At 62.4% G+C, this 19,666-nt stretch carries 2 protein-coding genes; both read left to right on the forward strand.

Annotated features, from left to right (window positions below):
• The first annotated feature begins 32 nt into the window (after positions 1–32).
• Positions 33–1,370 carry a TolC family outer membrane protein gene (locus USF70_RS06420; protein WP_182383524.1) on the forward strand — a complete coding sequence of 446 codons (1,338 nt, stop codon included), beginning with the start codon at positions 33–35 and terminating at the stop codon, positions 1,368–1,370.
• Positions 1,371–1,491: 121 nt separating this feature from the next.
• Positions 1,492–19,497, forward strand: coding sequence for an Ig-like domain-containing protein (locus USF70_RS06425; protein ID WP_320735418.1), 18,006 nt, complete (start codon positions 1,492–1,494; stop codon positions 19,495–19,497).
• Positions 19,498–19,666: the final 169 nt, after the last annotated feature.

The following is a 19,666-nucleotide window of genomic DNA, read 5'->3' on the forward strand; positions in this document are numbered from 1 at the left end:
GCTTGAGTATCACTCAGAGTCAGGGAGATAACATGACGATATTACGAAAGCCTATGTTACGCCGATTTACAGCAGCACTGGCATTCATTTCATTAGCCATAAATATGGCTTTCGCCAATAGTAATCAGGTGGGTATTGCCCCGGTGGCAACCACAACCTTAAAAGAAAGTATTCTTTTTGCGATCGATCGCGATCCGTCAATTAGCCAGCAGGCCGCGCAATTAGGTATTGGCCAGGCACAAATAGATGAAGCGCGCAGCGGCTGGATGCCGCAAATATCATTGAACGGAAGTACGGGGCACAGCCAGACCACCGATTCCAGCGGGTCGCTGAAGAATTCAGCCGCCTGGGGGCTGAGCCTGACGCAGCTGCTGTACGATTTTGGCAAGACCAATAACAGCATCAGCCAGTCCTCCGCCCAGCGCGATAGCTACCGCTATCAGCTGATGGGCACGCTTTCTGACGTGGCGGAAAAAACGGCGCTGAGCTATGTCGAGGTCAAACGCTATTCCGATCTGCTGCAGGCGGCAAAAGATAACGTACAGGCGCTCAAGAACGTCGAGCAGCTGGCAAAGCTGCGCGCAGACGCGGGCGTGAGTTCTACGTCCGATGAGCTTCAGACCCGCACGCGCATTGCCGGCATGCAGGCGACGGTCGCGCAGTATCACGCCGCCTTAAACAGCGCGCGCGCCAGGCTTGCGGTATTAACCGGAATGCAGGCAGAGGCCTATTCGCCGGTGCCCGCGAATCTTGCCGTGGAGCCGGACTCGCTCAACCGCATCGATTATTCCCTGATACCGGCGGTGATGGCCGCGCAGAACATGGAACGTTCGGCCCAGTATGGCGTGGAAACGGCGAAGTCCCAGCACTGGCCGACGCTAAGCCTGAAGGGGGGGCGCACCCGTTATGAATCGGACAACCGTTCCTACTGGGACGACCAGATACAGCTCAATATCGACGCGCCGCTGTATCAGGGGGGCGCGGTTTCCGCGCGCGTTCGACAGGCGGAAGGCGCACGGGCCATGGCCTCCTCTCAGGTCGATCAGGCGCGTTTCGATGTCCTGCAAAAGGCCTCCGTCGCGCAGGCTGACTGGACCGGCGCGCGGGGACGAATGGAGGCGGGGAAGCAACAGCTGGAAAATGCGCTGCGGGCCCGCGATGTTTATAAAAATGAATACACCCTGAGCAAGCGGAGCATTAACGATCTGCTAAGCGTTGAGCAGGATGTCTGGCAGGCCACTTCAGCGAAAATAATCGCCGAGTATGACGGCTGGAGTTCGGCAATTAATTATGCTTCTGCGGTTGATAATTTAATGCCGCTTATTGGAATAGAGAAAAACGCTGCCGCAAAATTACCCGACTTGAGTTAATAAAAGACGCGCAGTGTTGCGCAAAGTAAGACTGAAAATAATGGGTGTTTTTTCCCAGGGATAGCTACATCCGTCTGGTGGACATATCCACAGGAATCCGTACACCTGCAAGGAGAAGAATATGAGTAACATGAAAGTTGTTGATGTCATCATTCGCAAAACGGCGGAGAAAACGAAATTAACCGGCGAAGGAAATCTGTCGGTTTCTATTTCATCGCCGAGCGTGATTGAAATCCAGGGCTCTGCTCAGGATGTGGCGCGTTATGTCCGCCAGGGTAAAGATCTCCTCATTTATATGAAAGATGGCAGCGTTATTCGCTGCAATAACTATTTTGTCGAAGATCCAGAAACGCATAATCAGTCAGAGCTGGTGTTCAACGACCGTCAGGAACTGACGCATATTTCTTTTGCCGATGCCGGGGAAGCGTCAGGCGCTGCGGTGACCGAGTTAACCGCGCAGGCCACACCGATTAGCAGCATTCAACCTTTCCTCGAGCAGGAAAGTGTTTTAAGCGACGCGCCGTGGGGCTGGATTGCGGGGGCTGCGTTAGGCGGCGGTGCCATCGGGGCACTGCTGGCAAACGGCGGTGACGGCGAAACTAAAACAAAAGTCATTGATAATACAAAAGAAGTTGAAAGCGCCACGCCGACCTTCTTGCTGTCGGATAAAGCGGGTGACAAGCAGGGCGTGCTGAGCGCAAATGAGATCACGGACGACAGCAACCCAACCTTTAGCGGCACCGGTCAGCCGGGCGCGACCATCCAGATCAAAGACAGCAGCGGCAGCACCATTGCCAGCGCCATGGTCGGTAAAGACGGCACCTGGACGGTAATATTACCGACCCAGACGGACGGGGAGCACACCTGGTCCGTCGTGCAGATCGACGGCAATAAAACCACCTCTGCGGGCAGTATCACCGTGACGGTCTCTACCGCCGACGCCGCCATTACGCTGGCCACCACGGCGGGCGATAACGTGCTGAACGCCAGCGAGCAATCCGCGGGCTTTACGCTTTCCGGTGCCAGCAAAAACCTGGCGCAGGGTACCGCACTCACCGTGACGCTGAACGGCAAAACCTACGCGGCTGAAGTCGGGGCAGACGGCGCGTGGAGTGTTAACGTGCCTGCGGCGGACGCGCAGGCGCTGGGCGACGGTACCTGGACGGTCAACGTGAGCGGTAAAGACGCGGCGGGTAACACCGTCAGCGGAAGCCAGACGATTGGGGTGGATACCACCGCGCCAACCCTCTCTGTCGATACCCTCGCGCAGGACAACATCATTAATGCGGCTGAGCACAATCAGCCGCTGACCCTGACCGGTAAAACGAATGCGGAAGCCGGTCAGATCGTCACGGTCACCCTGAACGGTAAAAACTTTAACGCCACCGTGGGCAGCGACGGCGCCTGGTCCGTCACGCTTGATGTGAACAACGTGCAGGCGCTGAGTGAGGGTAATCACACCCTGACGGTTAACGTGAGCGACAAAGCGGGCAACGGTTCGTCCGTAACGGCAGATTTCACGGTGGATACCGCCGCGCCGGTCGTCACCATCCATACCGTGGCGGGCGACGATATCCTCAATATCAGCGAGCAGGGCCAGGCGCACATTATTTCCGGCCTGGCGAGCGGTGCCGGCGCGGGCGATGTGGTCACCGTGACGCTTGGCGGCCAGACCTTCACCGGCGTGGTGCTGGCGGACGGCAGCTGGAGCGTGGGCGTTCCGGCGTCCGTGCTGGGCGCGCTGGGTGAAGGCAACCACACGCTTTCGGTTTCCGTCACTGACGCGGCAGGCAACACCGGCAGCGCCACGCACGGCATTACGCTGAGCGGACACCCGCCGGAATTTACGATTGACGCCATCAGCCAGGATAACGTCCTTAATGCCCAGGAGGCGATGCAGCCGCTGAGCCTGACCGGCACCAGCAACCTGCCGGACGGCTCCACCGTCACCGTGACGCTGAACAACGTCAGCTATCAGGCCACCGTCGAAAACGGTATCTGGGCGGTCCAGGTGCCGGTTTCCGACGTCCTGAATCTGGCGAACACGCTTTATACCGTCAGCGTCAGCGGGACCGACAGCGTGGGTAACAGCGGTTCTGCCGAGGCGAATCTGCTGGTGGATACCGTTCTTCCGCAGGTCATTATCAATACGTTTGCGGGCGACAACCTGGTTAATAACGCCGAAGCGGGCGTCGATCAAACCCTCAGCGGTCGCGTTACCGGCGCGGCGGCGGGCGATACCGTCTCCATCACCGCAGGCGGCAAGAGCTACACCGCAACGGTTGGCAGCGACCTGACCTGGAGCGTGAAAATCCCGTCAGCGGATCTTCAGGCGTTCGGCGACGGGGATTTAACCTTCACCGCGTCCATCACCAACGGGCACGGCAATACCGGCACCGGCGAGCGTGATATCAACATCAACGCGGAGCTGCCGGGCCTGCGCGTGAACACCATTTCCGGCGATGACGTGATCAACGCCATCGAACAGCAGCAGGATCTGAGCGTCACCGGCTCCAGCACCCATCTGGCCGCGGGCACGCAGATTGTCGTCACCATCAACAATGTGGAGTACGTCACCGCGGTTAACGCCAGCGGCAGCTGGCAGATCGGCGTTCCGGCGGCGGACCTGCAGGCCTGGACGGCGGGCGGCATGACGGTTAGCGTCAGCGCGGTAGATGCCTGGGGCAATCCCGTTGCGGCTGAACACCCGATTGAACTCGATCTGAACGCCGTGGCGGTCACCATTGATACCGTCTCCGGCGATGACCTGCTGAATGCGGCAGAAAAAGGCAGTGATTTAACTCTTTCCGGCCAGACGCAGGGCGTGGAGGCGGGGCAGACCGTGGTGGTGAAATTCGCCGACCAGACCTTCACCGCGCTGGTGCAGCAGGATGGCTCCTGGAGCCTGACCGTACCCTCCAGCGCTATGGAAACCCTGATCGACGGGCGCGCGCAGGTGAGCGTCAGCGTCACTAACGTCAGCGGCAACAGCGCCGACGCCGCGCGTGTGGTCACGGTGGATACGCAGCCTCCGGCGATTACGCTCGATAACCTGACCGCCGACAACATCATCAATGCCGCTGAAGCGCAGCAGGATTTACTGTTAAGCGGCAGCAGCAGTGCGGAACCGGGCCAGACGGTCACCGTGACGCTGAACGGCAAAACGTATCAGACCACGGTCCAGACGGACGGTACCTGGCAGCTGAGCGTCCCGGCGGCAGACGTCGGTGACCTTAACGACGGCATTGTGACCGTGACGGCCACCGTCAGCGACGTGGCGGGTAACGCCAGCAGCGCCGAGCGCGTGGGTCTGGTGGACGCCACCGTACCGCAGGTGACCATTAACGACTTTGTCACCGACACCAACACCGTTAACCAGCTCGCCCATTCACAGGCGCAGATCCTGAGCGGCTCCGTCACCGGTGCGGCCGCGGGCGACCTGGTCACCATCACCATTAACAGCGTCGATTACACCACCGTGGTGGATGCGGCGGGGAACTGGAGCCTTGGCCTGCCGGCGTCCGTCGTGCAGGGACTGACTGACGGCACCTGGACTATCGACGTCTCCGTGACCGACAGGTCCGGCAACACCGGAAGCAGTTCGCTGGATGTGGTGGTGAATACCGTGCCGCCTGTCATCGGTATCAACACGCTGGCGGCGGACGACGTGATCAACGCGACCGAGAAGGGCGAAGATCTGCTGCTCTCCGGCACCAGCAACCAGCCGGAAGGCACGACCATTGCGGTGACCCTGAACGGCATTCAGTACACCGCCAGCACCGACGCCAGCGGAAACTGGAGCGTGACCGTACCGGCCTCCGCCGTAAGCGCGCTGGGAGAAGCCCATTACACCGTGACGGCGAGCGTCACGGATAGCGCAGGCAACAGCGCCTCAACCTCGCACGATGTGCTGGTGGACAGCTCGCTGCCGGTAGTAACGATCGACACCCTGGCGGGCGACAATATCGTTAACGCAGCGGAAGTGGCGGCAGGGCAAACCCTGACCGGTAAGGTGACGAATGCGGCGCCAGGTGACACTGTCACTATTATCCTTGGCGGCCAGACGTACACGGCTACCGTGCAGGACGATCTGACCTGGAGCCTGCCGTTAAGCGAGAGCCAGTTAACCGCGCTCGGCAACGGCGACCTCACCGCATCCGCCAGCGTGACTAACGCGCACGGCAATACCGGCTCTTCTTCTCACGACTTCACCATCGACGCCCAGCTCCCGGGACTGCGTATTGATACCGTGGCGGGTGACGACGTGATCAACGTGATTGAACACGCTCAGAACCTGATTGTGTCCGGTACCAGCACCGATCTGGCGGCGGGCAGCGCCGTGACCGTGACCATCAACGGCAAAACCTATTCGGCAACGGTACTGGCGGACGGCACCTGGCAGGCGGCGGTACCGGCGGCCGACGTGTCCCAGTGGGCGGACGGTTCGATGGATATCAAGGCAAGCGCGCAGGATGCTTCCGGCAACCCGGTGACTATCGGCACCGTGGTGGACGTCGATCTCGCGCCTGTCGCCATCACCATCGGCAGCGTGACCGACGATAACGTGCTCAACGCGGCGGAAAAAGGCCAGGATCTGCTGCTTTCCGGTACCACCTCCAGCGTGGAAGCGGGCCAGACCGTGACCATCACCTTTGCGGGTAAAACCTATACCACGACGGTGGATGCTAACGGCGACTGGACCTGGACCGTTCCGGCAGCCGATTTGAGCGGCCTGAAAGACGGTGACGCCAGCGTGCAGGTAACCGTCACCAGCGTGAACGGCAACGCGGCGTCTTCGGCGCAGGAATTCAGCGTCGACACTACCGCGCCGACGGTGACCATCAACACCATCAGCCATGACAATATGCTGAACGCGGCAGAGGCGGCGCAGGATCTGACCCTGAGCGGCATCTCTACTGCCGAAGCAGGCCAGACGGTCACCGTGACCTTCAACGGCAATCAGTACACCGCGCAGGTGCAGGCCGACGGCAGCTGGACGCTCGACGTTCCGGCGGCGGATATGGCAGGCATCGCCGACGGCAGCGCGGCGGTCACGGCGACCGTGTCCGATAAGGCAGGCAACCCGGCCAGCGCGGGCTCCTCGGTGCTGGTCGACACCACCGTACCGCAGATTTCGTTCAACATCGTCGCGGGCGACGACGTCGTGAATATTGCCGAGCACGGCCAGGCGCTGATCGTCTCCGGCAAGGTCACGGGCGCGCAGGCGGGTGACGTGATTACCGTGACCCTGAACGGCAAAGACTACACCGCCATGCTGGACGCGTCCGGCAGCTGGAGCGTGGGCGTTCCGGCGACGGACGTAGGCGCGCTGGTTAACGGCGAACAGACCATCTCCGCGACCCTCACCGATAAAGCCGGTAACAGCACCACCGCGACGCACGAGTTTGACGTTTCCCTGACCGCACCGGTGATTGCCATCAATACCCTGGCGGCTGACGACGTGATCAACGCGACCGAGAAAGGCCAGGATCTGCTGGTGTCCGGCACCAGCAACCAGCCGGACGGAACCACCATTACGGTGACCCTGAACGGTATCAGCTATACGGCCACCACCGACGCCAGCGGGAACTGGAGCATCACCGTTCCGGCGGCAAATGTCTCCGCGCTGGGCGAAGCAAGCTACGTCGTGACGGCGAGCGTAACCGACGCGGCGGGCAACAGCGCAAGCACCGGCCACAGCGTGCTGGTTGACAGCGCGCTGCCGCAGGTCACCATCAACCCTGTCGCCACGGACGATGTCATTAACGCAGCGGAAGTGGCTGCCGGGCAGACCCTGAGCGGCAAAGTGAGCGGCGCGGCGAGCGGTGACACTGTCACGATTTCAATCGGCGGCAATACCTGGACCGCGACGGTTCAGGACGATCTGAGCTGGTCGGTCAACGTGCCGTCCACGGTCTTAACCGCCATCGGGAACGGCGATCTGACCGTGTCAGCCAGCGTCACCAACGGCCACGGCAACACCGGCACCGGCGAGCGCGAAATCGTAATAGACGCTAACCTGCCTGGCCTGCGGGTCGACACCGTGGCGGGCGACGATGTCATCAACAGCATTGAGCACGCTCAGAACCTGATTATCACCGGCTCCAGCGAAGGCCTGGCAACGGGCGCGGCGTTAACGGTGACCGTCAACGGCAAAACCTACGCCGCAACCGTGCTTGCAGACGGCACCTGGACGGCGGCCATTCCGGCGGCAGACGTCAGCGCGCTGAATGCGGGCACGATTGCCGTGACCGTGGAAGGCCAGAGCGCGGCGGGCAATCCGGTTTCCATCAGCCACGACGTGAAGGTGGATCTGGCGGCAGTCGCCATCAGCATTAACCCGATTGCCTCGGACGACGTAATCAACGCGGCTGAGAAAGGCGCGGACCTGGTGCTGTCCGGCTCAACCACCAACGTGGAAGAAAACCAGACCGTCACCATTACCTTCGGCGGCAAGTCGTACACCGCGACGGTCGATGCCAGCGGCAACTGGACGGCGACCGTACCGTCCGCCGATTTGGGCAGCCTGAAAGACGGCGATGCCAGCGTGCAGGTGAGCGTCACCAACGTGAACGGCAACAGCGCGTCGGCGGGCCGCGAGTACAGCGTGGACGCCACCGCGCCGACGGTATCTATCGAGATCGTCAGCGACAACAACATCATCAACGCCGCCGAAGCGCAGCAGGATCTGGTCGTTAACGGCGTGACCAACGCCGAAGCGGGCCAGACCGTCACCGTGACGCTGAACGGCCTGGACTACACCACCACCGTGCAGGCAAACGGCAGCTGGAGCGTGACCGTGCCGTCCGCGGATCTGAGCGGTATTACCGACGGCAACTACACCATCAGCGCCGCCGTGTCTGATAAGGCGGGCAACCCGGCCTCAGCGGATCGCGACGTGCTGGTCGATACCACCGTCCCGCAGCTGACCATCCACACCGTTTCTGACGACGACGTGATCAACAGCGCCGAGCATGCGCAGGCACTGATTGTCACGGGTTCTGTGACCGGTGCGGCGGCGGGCGATGTGGTCACCGTCACCCTCAACGGCAAATCGTACACCGCCACCCTGGATGCCTCAGGCAACTGGAGCGTGGGCGTGCCTGCGGCGGACGTTACCGCCCTAGCCGCAGGGGATTACACCATCACCGCGGCGCTGACCGATAAAGCGGGCAACAGCAACAGCGCCACGCACGGCGTGGAGGTGAACCTGACCGCGCCGGTGCTGACCATTGACACCGTTTCCGGTGACGATGCGATCAACAACGCCGAGAAAACCCAGGATCTGACGATCTCCGGTACGGCTTCCGGCCTGGCGGCAGGCGCGGTGGTGACCGTGATGCTGAACGGCAAAGCGTACAGCGCGCAGGTGGACGATAACGGAAAATGGACGACTACCGTTCCGGCGAACGAGGTCGGTCAGCTGGGCGAGGCGCTTTATACCGTCACCGCCTCAGCAACGGACAGCGTCGGCAATAATACCAGCGCGTCGCACACCGTAAACGTGGAATCCGTTCTGCCGGGCGTGATCGTCAACACCATTGCGGGCGACGACGTGATTAACGCGGCGGAGCTGGCAGCCGGCCAGACCATCAGCGGTAAGGTGGTGAATGCCGAAGCGGGCAACACCGTGACCGTGACGATTGGCGGTAACAGCTACACCGCCACGGTGCAGAGCGATCTCACCTGGTCCGTTAACGTGCCGGAATCCGTGCTGACCGCGCTGGGCAACGGTGATTTAACGGTGTCGGCCAGCGTCACGAACGGTGTGGGCAATAGCGGAACGGGCGAGCGCGAAATCGTGATAGACGCTAACCTGCCGGGCCTGCGCGTCGACACCGTGGCGGGTGACGACGTGATCAACAGCATCGAACGTACTCAAAACCTGATTATCACCGGCTCCAGCGACGGGCTGGCGGCTGGCGCGGCGCTGACCGTGACCGTCAACGGCAAAACCTATCCGGCAACCGTGCTGGCGGACGGCACCTGGAGCGCGGCGATCCCGGCGGCGGACGTGGGTGCGCTGGCCGCAGGCAAGGTTACCGTGACCGTTGCGGGCCAGAGCAGCGCCGGTAACCCGGTTTCCATCAGCCACGATGTGACGGTGGATCTGGCGAGCGTTGCCATCAGCATTGATGCCATCGCCACCGACGACGTGATTAACGCGGCCGAGAAGGGCGCGGATCTGGTGCTCTCCGGCACCACCTCGAACGTGGAAGCAAACCAGACCGTTACCATTACCTTTGGCGGCAAGAACTACACCGCCACGGTGGACGCCGACGGAAAATGGACAGCAACCGTGCCGTCTGCGGATCTGGCGGGGCTGAAAGACGGCGACGCCAGCGTGCAGGTGAGCGTCACCAACGTGAACGGCAACAGCGCCTCGGCGGGCCGCGAGTACAGCGTGGATGCGACCGCGCCGTCCGTGACCATCAATACCCTGGCGGCTGACGATATTCTGAACGCCGCTGAAGCGCAGTCCGATCTGACCGTATCCGGCACCACCACCGCCGAAGCGGGCCAGACCGTGACCGTATCGCTGAACGGCAAAGACTACACCACAACCGTCAGCGCAGACGGCAGCTGGACGCTGAACGTCCCGGCGGCGGATCTGGCTGGATTAACCGACGGCAGCGTGACCGTCACCGCATCGGTCAGCGATAAAGCGGGTAACCCGGCGTCCGTGGATCACAACCTGACGGTAGATATCACCGCGCCTGCGGTGACCATCAATACCGTTGCGGGCGACGATGTTATTAACCTCGCAGAACACGGCCAGGCGCAAATCATCAGCGGCACCGCCACCGGCGCGGCAGCGGGCGATAAGGTGACCGTCACCATCGGCGGCCAGACCTACACCACCGTGCTGGACGCGGCGGGGAACTGGAGCGTGGGCGTACCGGCCAGCGTGATTTCCGGCCTCAGCGACGGCACCATAACCGTAACGGCGTCAGTCACCGACGCGGCGGGCAACACCGGCACCGGCACGCATAACGTGACCGTCGATACCGGTCTGCCATCGGTGGCCTTCAACGCCATCAGCGATGACAACGTACTGAACGCGGTAGAAAAAGGTCAGGATCTGAGCGTCAGCGGCACCAGCGCCAACCTGGCGGAAGGCACCGTAGTGACCGTGACCCTCAACGGCAAAAACTATACTGCCACGACGGCGGCGGACGGCACCTGGAGCCTGACCGTCCCGGCAGCGGATCTGGCCGGTCTCGGCCAGGCCAACTATATCCTGAACGCGACCGCCACCAACGGCGTGGGCAACAGCGTGAGCAACACCGCGAACCTGCTGGTGGACACCGCGCTGCCGACCGTCACCATCAACACCGTGGCGGGCGACAACGTCATCAACGCGGCGGAAGTGGCGGCAGGCCAGACCCTGAGCGGCACCGTGGCGAACGCCGAAGCGGGCAACACGGTAACCGTGACTATCGGCGGCAACAGCTACACCGCAACGGTGCAGAACGACCTCACCTGGTCCGTGAACGTGCCGTCCGACGTGCTGACCGCGCTGGGCAACGGCAACCTGAGCGTAACGGCGACCGTCACCAACGGCCACGGCAATACCGGCACCGGCGAGCGCGAGATCGCTATCGACGCTAACCTGCCGGGCCTGCGCGTCGACACCGTCGCGGGTGATGACGTGATCAACACCATCGAACACGCGCAGAACCTGATCGTCACCGGCTCCAGCGACGGGCTGGCGGCAGGCACGGCGCTGACCGTCACCGTCAACGGTAAAACCTATGCGGCGACCGTACTGGCGGACGGCACCTGGAGCGCGGCGATCCCGTCCACCGACGTGAGCGCGTGGCAGGAAGGCACCGTCAAAATCAGCGTGACCGGCGACAGCTCTGCGGGCAACCCGATTACCATCAGCCACGACGTGACGGTAGATCTGGCGACCGTTGCCATCAGCATCAACGCCATCGCCACCGACGACGTAATTAACGCGGCAGAGAAGGGCGCGGATCTGGTGCTGTCCGGTGCGACCACCAACGTGGAAGCCGGGCAGACCGTGACCATCAGCCTGAATGGCAAAATCTATAGCGCGACAGTAGACGACAGCGGTAATTGGACCTACACCGTACCCTCTGCGGACCTGGCACACCTCAGGGACGGCGACGCCAGCGTGCAGGTTAGCGTCACCAACGTTAACGGCAACAGCGCCTCGGCGGGCCGCGAGTACAGCGTGGATGCAACCGCGCCGTCCGTGACCATCAACACCCTTGCGGCTGACGATATTCTGAACGCCGCAGAAGCGCAGTCCGATCTGACCGTATGCGGCACCACCACCGCCGAAGCGGGCCAGACCGTGATCGTGACGCTGAACGGCAAAGACTACACCACAACCGCAGGCGCACACGGCAGCTGGACGCTGAACGTTCCGGCGGCGGATCTGGCATCGCTCGGCGACGGCAGCGTCACCGTGACGGCGAGCGTCAGCGACAAGGCGGGCAATCCGGCGTCGGCGGATCGCAATCTGACGGTGGACGTGACCGTGCCTGCGGTGACCATCAACACCGTGGCGGGCGATGACGTCATTAACCTCGCAGAACACAGCCAGGCGCACATCATCAGCGGCACCGCCACCGGCGCGGCAGCGGGCGATAAGGTCACCGTGACCATCGGCGGCCAGACCTACACCACCGTGCTGGACGCGGCGGGGAACTGGAGCGTGGGCGTACCGGCCAGCGTGATTTCCGGCCTCAGCGACGGCACCGTGACCGTGACTGCGTCAGTCACCGACGCGGCGGGCAACACCGGCACCGGCAGCCATAACGTGATCGTCGATACCGGCCTGCCATCCGTGGCGTTCAACTCAATCAGCGGCGATAACGTGCTGAACGCCGTTGAAAAAGGTCAGGATCTGAGCGTCAGCGGCACCAGCGCCAACCTCGCGGAAGGCACCGTGGTGACCGTAACCCTCAACGGCAAAAACTACGCGGCCACGACGGCGGCGGACGGCACCTGGAGCCTGACCGTTCCGGCAGCGGATCTGGCGGGTCTGGGCGAAGCGAATTACACCCTGAGCGCGACTGCAACCAACGGCGTGGGCAACAGCGTCAGTAATACGGCGACCCTGCTGGTGGACACCGCGCTGCCGACCGTCACCATCAATACCGTGGCGGGCGATAACGTCATCAACGCGGCGGAAGTGGCCGCGGGTCAGACCATCAGCGGTAAGGTAGCGAACGCGGAAGCGGGCAATACTGTCACCGTCACCATTGGCGGCAACAGCTACACCGCAACGGTGCAGAGCGATCTGACCTGGTCCGTGAACGTGCCGGAATCCGTCCTGACGGCGCTGGGCAACGGTGACCTGACGGTGTCAGCATCCGTCACCAACGGCCACGGCAATACCGGCGTGGGCGAGCGCGAAATCACTATCGACGCCAGCCTGCCGGGACTGCGCATTGATACCGTGGCGGGCGACGATGTGATCAACAGCATCGAGCACGGGCAGAACCTGATCGTTACCGGCTCCAGCGACGGGCTGGCGGCAGGCACCACGCTCACCGTGACCGTCAACGGCAAAACCTATGCGGCCTCCGTGCTGGCAGACGGCACATGGAGCGCGGCGATCCCGGCGGCGGACGTCAGCGCGCTGAATGCAGGCACGGTCACGGTGACCGCTGCAGGCCAGAGCGCGGCGGGCAACCCGGTGACCATCAGCCATGACGTGACCGTCGATCTGTCGGCGGTGGCTATCAGCATCGATGCGATTGCCACCGACGACGTCATTAACGCGGCGGAGAAAGGCGCGGATCTGGTGCTGTCCGGCAGCACCTCGAACGTGGAGGAAAACCAGACCGTTACCATCACCTTCGGCGGCAAGACGTACGCCGCGAAAGTCGATGCCGACGGTAACTGGACGGCCACCGTGCCGTCTGCGGATCTCGCGGGCCTTAAAGACGGCGATGCCAGCGTGCAGGTGAGCGTCACCAACGCGCACGGCAACAGCGCCTCGGCTGGCCGCGAGTACAGCGTGGACGCCACCGCGCCAGCCGTGACCATCGATACGGTCGCAGGCGATAACGTGATTAACGCCAGCGAAGCGGCTGCGGGCGTGGCCATTTCCGGCACCACCACGGCGGAAGTCGGTCAGACGATCACCGTGACGCTGGGCGGTAAGAGCTATACCGCGCAGGTGCAGCAGGGCGGCATCTGGAGCGTGAACGTGCCGGGCACCGACCTGTCCGCGCTGGCGGATAACGGCTACACCGTGCAGGTCAGCGTGAGCGACGCCGCGGGTAACCCGGGCAGCGCGGGCAAAGCGATTACGCTTGATACCACGCCACCGACAGTCAGCTTTAACGCTGTCGCGGGCGATGACGTCATCAACAGCGTGGAGCACGGGCAGGCGCAGATCGTCAGCGGCACGGCAACCGGCGCGAGCGTCGGCGATAAGCTGGTCATCACCATCGGTTCGAACCAGTACACCACCACCGTTGACGCCAGCGGTAACTGGAGCGTGGGCGTGCCGGCCAGCGTGATTTCCGCGCTGACCGACGGCACCGTGACCCTCAGCGCGACGATTACCGACAGCGCGGGCAACAGCAGCACCCAGACCCACGACATGGTAGTGAACACGGCCTCCGTGGCGCTGACCATCAATACCCTCAGCGGCGATGACGTCATCAACGCGGCTGAAGCCGGTTCGCCACTGGTGATTAACGGCTCCAGCGCCCAGTTCGCCAGCGGGACGCAGGTCACCGTGACGCTGAACGGCAAGAGCTATACGGCCACCATCCAGAGCGACGGCAGCTGGACGACCACCGTACCGGCCGCCGACGTGGGCGCCCTGGCCGATGGCGCGAGCTACCAGGTGTCCGTCTCGGCACAGGACAGCGCGGGCAACAGCGCGTCGGCGACGCACGGCATCAGCGTGGATACCACCGCGCCGGTCGTGAGCATTGCGACGCTGTCGGGTGACGACATGCTGAACGCGCTTGAAGCGCAGCAGCCGCTGACCGTGCACGGCTCTTCCAGCGCGGAAGCGGGCCAGACCGTCACCGTGACGCTGGGCGGCAAATCCTACACTGCCACCGTCGCGAATGACGGGACGTGGACGCTGGATGTTCCTGCAGCCGATCTGGCTGCGCTGAGCCAGGGCGCGCTGACGGTGACCGCCTCGGTCGACGATAAAGCGGGTAATAACGGCCAGACCACGCACACCTTAACGGTAGACACCGTCGCGCCAACCGTGACCATCAGCACCGTGGCCGATGACGATATCGTCAACAACGCGGAGCAGCTGGCGGGCCAGACCATCAGCGGCACCACCACGGCGGAACAGGGCCAGACGGTGACCGTCTCCTTCAACGGGCACAGCTATCAGGCGACCGTCGGGGCGGACGGTTCGTGGTCGGTCTTCGTGCCGGGCCGTGATTTCCTTGGCCTGAGCGACGGGGATTACACCATCACCGCTTCGGTAAGCGACAGGGCGGGCAACCCGGGCAGCGCGACGCACGACGTGACGCTGAACGGCGATGTCCCAACCATCACCATCAACACCTTTGCGCAGGACGATATCGTCAACGCCGCCGAGCACGGTACGCCGCTGGTCGTCAGCGGTACCACCGACGCCCCGGCGGGCCAGACGGTGACCATCACGCTGAACGGTAAAACCTACACGGCGACCGTCCAGAATGACGGCAGCTGGAGCTATACGGTGGGCAGCGCAGACGTGGCCGCGCTGGCGGACGGCGGTTCGTACGTCATTAACGCGCAGGTCAGCAACACCATCGGCAACAGCGGCAGCGATAACCACACCGTGACCGTGGATCTCACCGCGCCGTCGATGGGCATCAGCATTGATTCGCTGCAAAACGACACCGGCCTCAGCGCGAGTGATTTCATCACCAACGACGCTCAGGTGGTGGTCAACGGCTCGCTGACCGCGCAGCTCGGCAATAACGAGAAGGCACAGATCAGCCTCGACGGCGGCACCACCTGGATTGACCTGACCGTGACCGGCACCACCTGGCGCTACACCGATGGCCGCACCCTGACGGACGGTACGTATCAGTACCAGGTGCGCGTTATCGATAACGCGGGCAACGTGGGGGCGACGGACAGCCAGGACGTGGTGATCGATCAGACGAAGCCTGCGGCGACGACCATTACGGTGGATTCCATCACGCAGGATACGGGCCTGTCCGGCAGCGACTTTATCACCAGCGATAACCAGATCAGCCTGAAAGGGACGCTCGGCGCGGCGCTGGGCAGCGGCGACCACGCGCAGATCAGCCTCGACGGCGGCGTTACCTGGACAGACGTCAGCGTCAGCGGCCTGAGCTGGACCTATGTCGATGGCCGCACGCTGGCCGACGGGGATTACAACTACCAGCTGCGCGTGATTGACGACGCGGGCAATATCAGCGCCACCGCCAGCCAGGTGGTGACCATTGATACGGTTGCGCCGGACGCGAGCAAAACCATCGCCATCGAGAGCATCAGCGACGATACCGGCCTGAGCGGCAGCGACTTTGTTACTAACGATACGTCCCTGACGCTGCACGGCTCGCTCGGCGCGACGCTGGCCGACGGCGAATATGCCCAGATCAGCATCGACGGCGGCGTCACCTGGCAGAACGTGATTGTCACAGGCAACAGCTGGTACTACGTCGATAGCCGCACGCTGGGTAACCAGACCTATGACTACTACGTTCGCGTGGTGGATGCGGCGGGCAACGTGGGGGCCAGCGCCCATCAGCAGGTGACCGTCGATACGGTCGCCCCGGATGCGGCGATTACGGTGACCGTGGATAACATCACCGTGGATACCGGCTTCGACAATAACGACTTCCTGACCAGTTCGACCTCGTACACGCTGCACGGAACGCTCGGCGCAGAGCTGGGCGCGGGTGAATTCGTGCAGGTGAGCATGGACGGCGGCAGCACCTGGGTGTACGCCACCGTCAGCGGTACGCAGTGGAGCTACAGCGACACGCGTACCCTGACCGACGGCAGCCATAACTACCAGGTGCGGGTCGTCGACCAGGCGGGGAACGTCGGGGCAACCACCGCGCAGGCGGTGACGGTGGATACGCAGGCGCCGCAGTACGGCATCACCATCGACAGCATCAGCGAAGATACCGGCCAGTCCGGGAGTGATTTCATCACCATGGACACCACGCTGACCATCAACGGTTCGCTGGGCAGCGCGCTGGCAAACGACGAGCGCGTACAGATCAGCCTGGACGGCGGAAACACCTGGTCAGACGCCACGGTCACCAACCAGCGCTGGAGCTACACCGATACCCGCGATCTGGCTGACGGGGACTACACCTACCAGGTGCGGATTATCGACCAGGCGGGCAACGTCGGCTCCACCGCCTCTCAGGTGGTGACGGTAGACACCACGCCGCCAACCACGGTGGGAACCGTAGTGAGCTATACCGACGGCGAAGGCGAGCGTCAGGGCACCTTTGGCAGCGCGGTGGCAACGGACGATAACTCGCCGCTGATCAACGGTACGCTTAACCGCGCCCCGGACGACGGTGAAATTGTGCAGCTCTACCGTGACGGGGTCCTGCTCGGCCAGGTGACCATGAACGGCAGCGCAAGCTGGTCCTTCCAGGACAACGGCCTGAGCGACGGCAACCACACCTACATTGTGCGCGTCACCGACAGGGCAGGTAACTACACGGAATCGGACGGCTTTGTGCTGAACGTTGATACCAGCATCCCGACCACCACGGCGGCGATTACCGCGCAGACCACGTCGGACACCACGCCGATTGTCAGCGGTACCGTCTCCGCCGATCTGGTGAACGGTGAATACCTGGTGGTAACGGTAAACGGAAAAACCTACACCTCCCAGACCGGCGGTGCGGTGGTGGTCGATCCGGATCACAACACCTGGTATCTGCAGATCCCGGACGGCGATGCGCTGAGCGTGTCGAGCTACAGCGTGACGGCGCAGGTGAAGAGCAGCGCGGGGAACGGTAATACCACCGGTACGGCGACCGGCAGCCTGGTGATTGATACCACCTCGGTGAATACCGACTGGGCAACCACGGCGGGGAACAGCAACAACTCCACCATGACCCTCGGCATGAACAGCAGCGGTCTGTGGAATATCATTGCTAACGGCCAGTCATACTCCAGCAGCGATAGCTCGACCTATGCCGGAAATGCGCTGACCAACACCCGCGGCTATTACGTGGTGAGCCAGACCGCCGCCGACTTTGACCGTAACGGCACGCAGGATATCTTCGCGACGGAAAATACCTACGCCGGGTCAACGCAGGTGATGTGGACCTACGATGGCAGCACCTATAACGCCAGCCAGCTGGCGATGGGCACCACCATCTGGTACGGCGGCGTGATTGCCTACGACAAAACCGGCGATGGCTATCTGGATCTGGCGTACGGCGATGCCGGCATGGACTCACTGACCTACCTGGTGAACAACAACGGCGTTCTGTCGCCGGACGGCACCGGTGGCGAAGGCGGTTTCTACGGTCAGTTCGATTCCGGGCGTGAAATCTCCGGCGTCGACCTGAACAACGACGGCACGGTGGATATCGTTCAGCACACCAACCGCAGCGGCGCGTACTCGTTAACCGTGATCAACAACAACGGTAACGGCACGCTCTCTATCGGTCAGAACCTGACGAACGTGTTTGTGGCAAACGCCTCGAATACCACCACGGCGGCGTCCATGACGTGGGCGGACTTCAACGGCGATGGCTACATGGATCTGTACCTGGGCAGCAGCTACAACAACAACGGCGGGGTGATCTACTACAACGACGGTACCGGGAAGCTCTCTGCCACCAAGAGCGCGGTGGAAGCCTCTAACGCCACGGCGGGGTATCTGTCGGTGGCGGTGGACTGGAACGGTGACGGGCAGATGGACATCATCAAGCTCAGCACCTACGGCGGCTCGCAGACGGCAACGCTGTTTACCAACAACGGCTACGGTTCCACCTGGACCTCCAGCCAGCTGGCTTCCGGCCTGGCGAACGTTACCGGTGTGGCCGCAGTCGACTACAACTGGGACGGCGCGCAGGATCTGCTGGTCTCTCAGCAGAACGGCAAGGTGGTGCTGGTGCAAAACAGCAAAACCATTGCTGACGGCACCGCGATGCACCTGCACATTGTCGACAGCGAGGGCATCAACGCCTACTACGGCAACACGGTCAATCTGTACAACGCCGCGGGCGTGCTGGTGGCCTCGCAGATCATCAACGCCCAGTCCGGTATCGGGTCGAACGATACTTCTGCGCTGGTGAGCTTCTACGGGCTGGATCCGAATGAAACCTATTCGGCCGAAATCCTGAAGATCACCAACGGCGTGTCGGATAACGTTACCTGGAGCGGTCTGGAAGCGGGCAACGGCAAAGAGGGCTACGTCCTGACGGCCGAAGCCGCCACCGGCGGCCACAGCGGGACCATAACCGGGACCGGGTATAACGACACCTTTATCGCAGAGAACGGCACCTATACCTACAACGGCTCCGGCGGCTGGAATACCCATTCCGACTACGACACCTGGAGCAACACCGGCGGGATGGACGTGGTGGATTACCGCAATGCGACCTCCGGTGTGACCGTTGATTTGCGCCTTTCTACCGCGCAGGACACCGGGTTCGGAACGTCACGACTGCTCAACATTGAGGGGATCAACGGCTCGAACTTCGACGACGTCATTACCGGCAACAGCGGTGATAACCGGTTCGAAGGCCGCGGCGGGAACGACACCTTCAACATCGGCAGCGGCGGTCACGATACGTTGCTCTACAAGCTGATCAACGCCTCGGATGCAACGGGCGGTAACGGTCACGACGTGGTGAACGGCTTTACGGTCGGCACATGGGAAGGGACCGCGGACACGGATCGCATTGATCTGCGCGATCTGCTCTCCGGCAGCGGCTATACCGGCACGGGCTCGGCAAGCTACGTGAACGGCGTCGCCACCCTGGACAGCAGCGCGGGCAATATCAGCGATTATATCCGCGTGGTGCAGAACGGCAGCAATACCGAGATCCAGGTTGACCTGGACGGTACCGGCGGTCAGTTCTCGCCAACCACGCTGGTGACCCTGAACGGCGTGCAGACGGATCTGGCGACGCTGCTGGCGAACCATCAGCTGTTAATTGCGTAAAACAACGCCGCGGGGAGCGATCCCCGCGGCCTTTTGCGTTTCTTTACATGAATAGCCATAACCCTATATTTCACATGATTATTTTGCGGGCTCGTTTAGAAAGCGTTCGATTTTTAATCATTCCGTAAAGGTATCATTTCAGTGCGAAATTACCGCTCTGGACAGGACG

Origin of the sequence: Enterobacter sp. 237C8, assembly GCF_034106865.1 — a bacterium.
In the GTDB taxonomy this organism is placed as follows: domain Bacteria; phylum Pseudomonadota; class Gammaproteobacteria; order Enterobacterales; family Enterobacteriaceae; genus Enterobacter; species Enterobacter asburiae_B.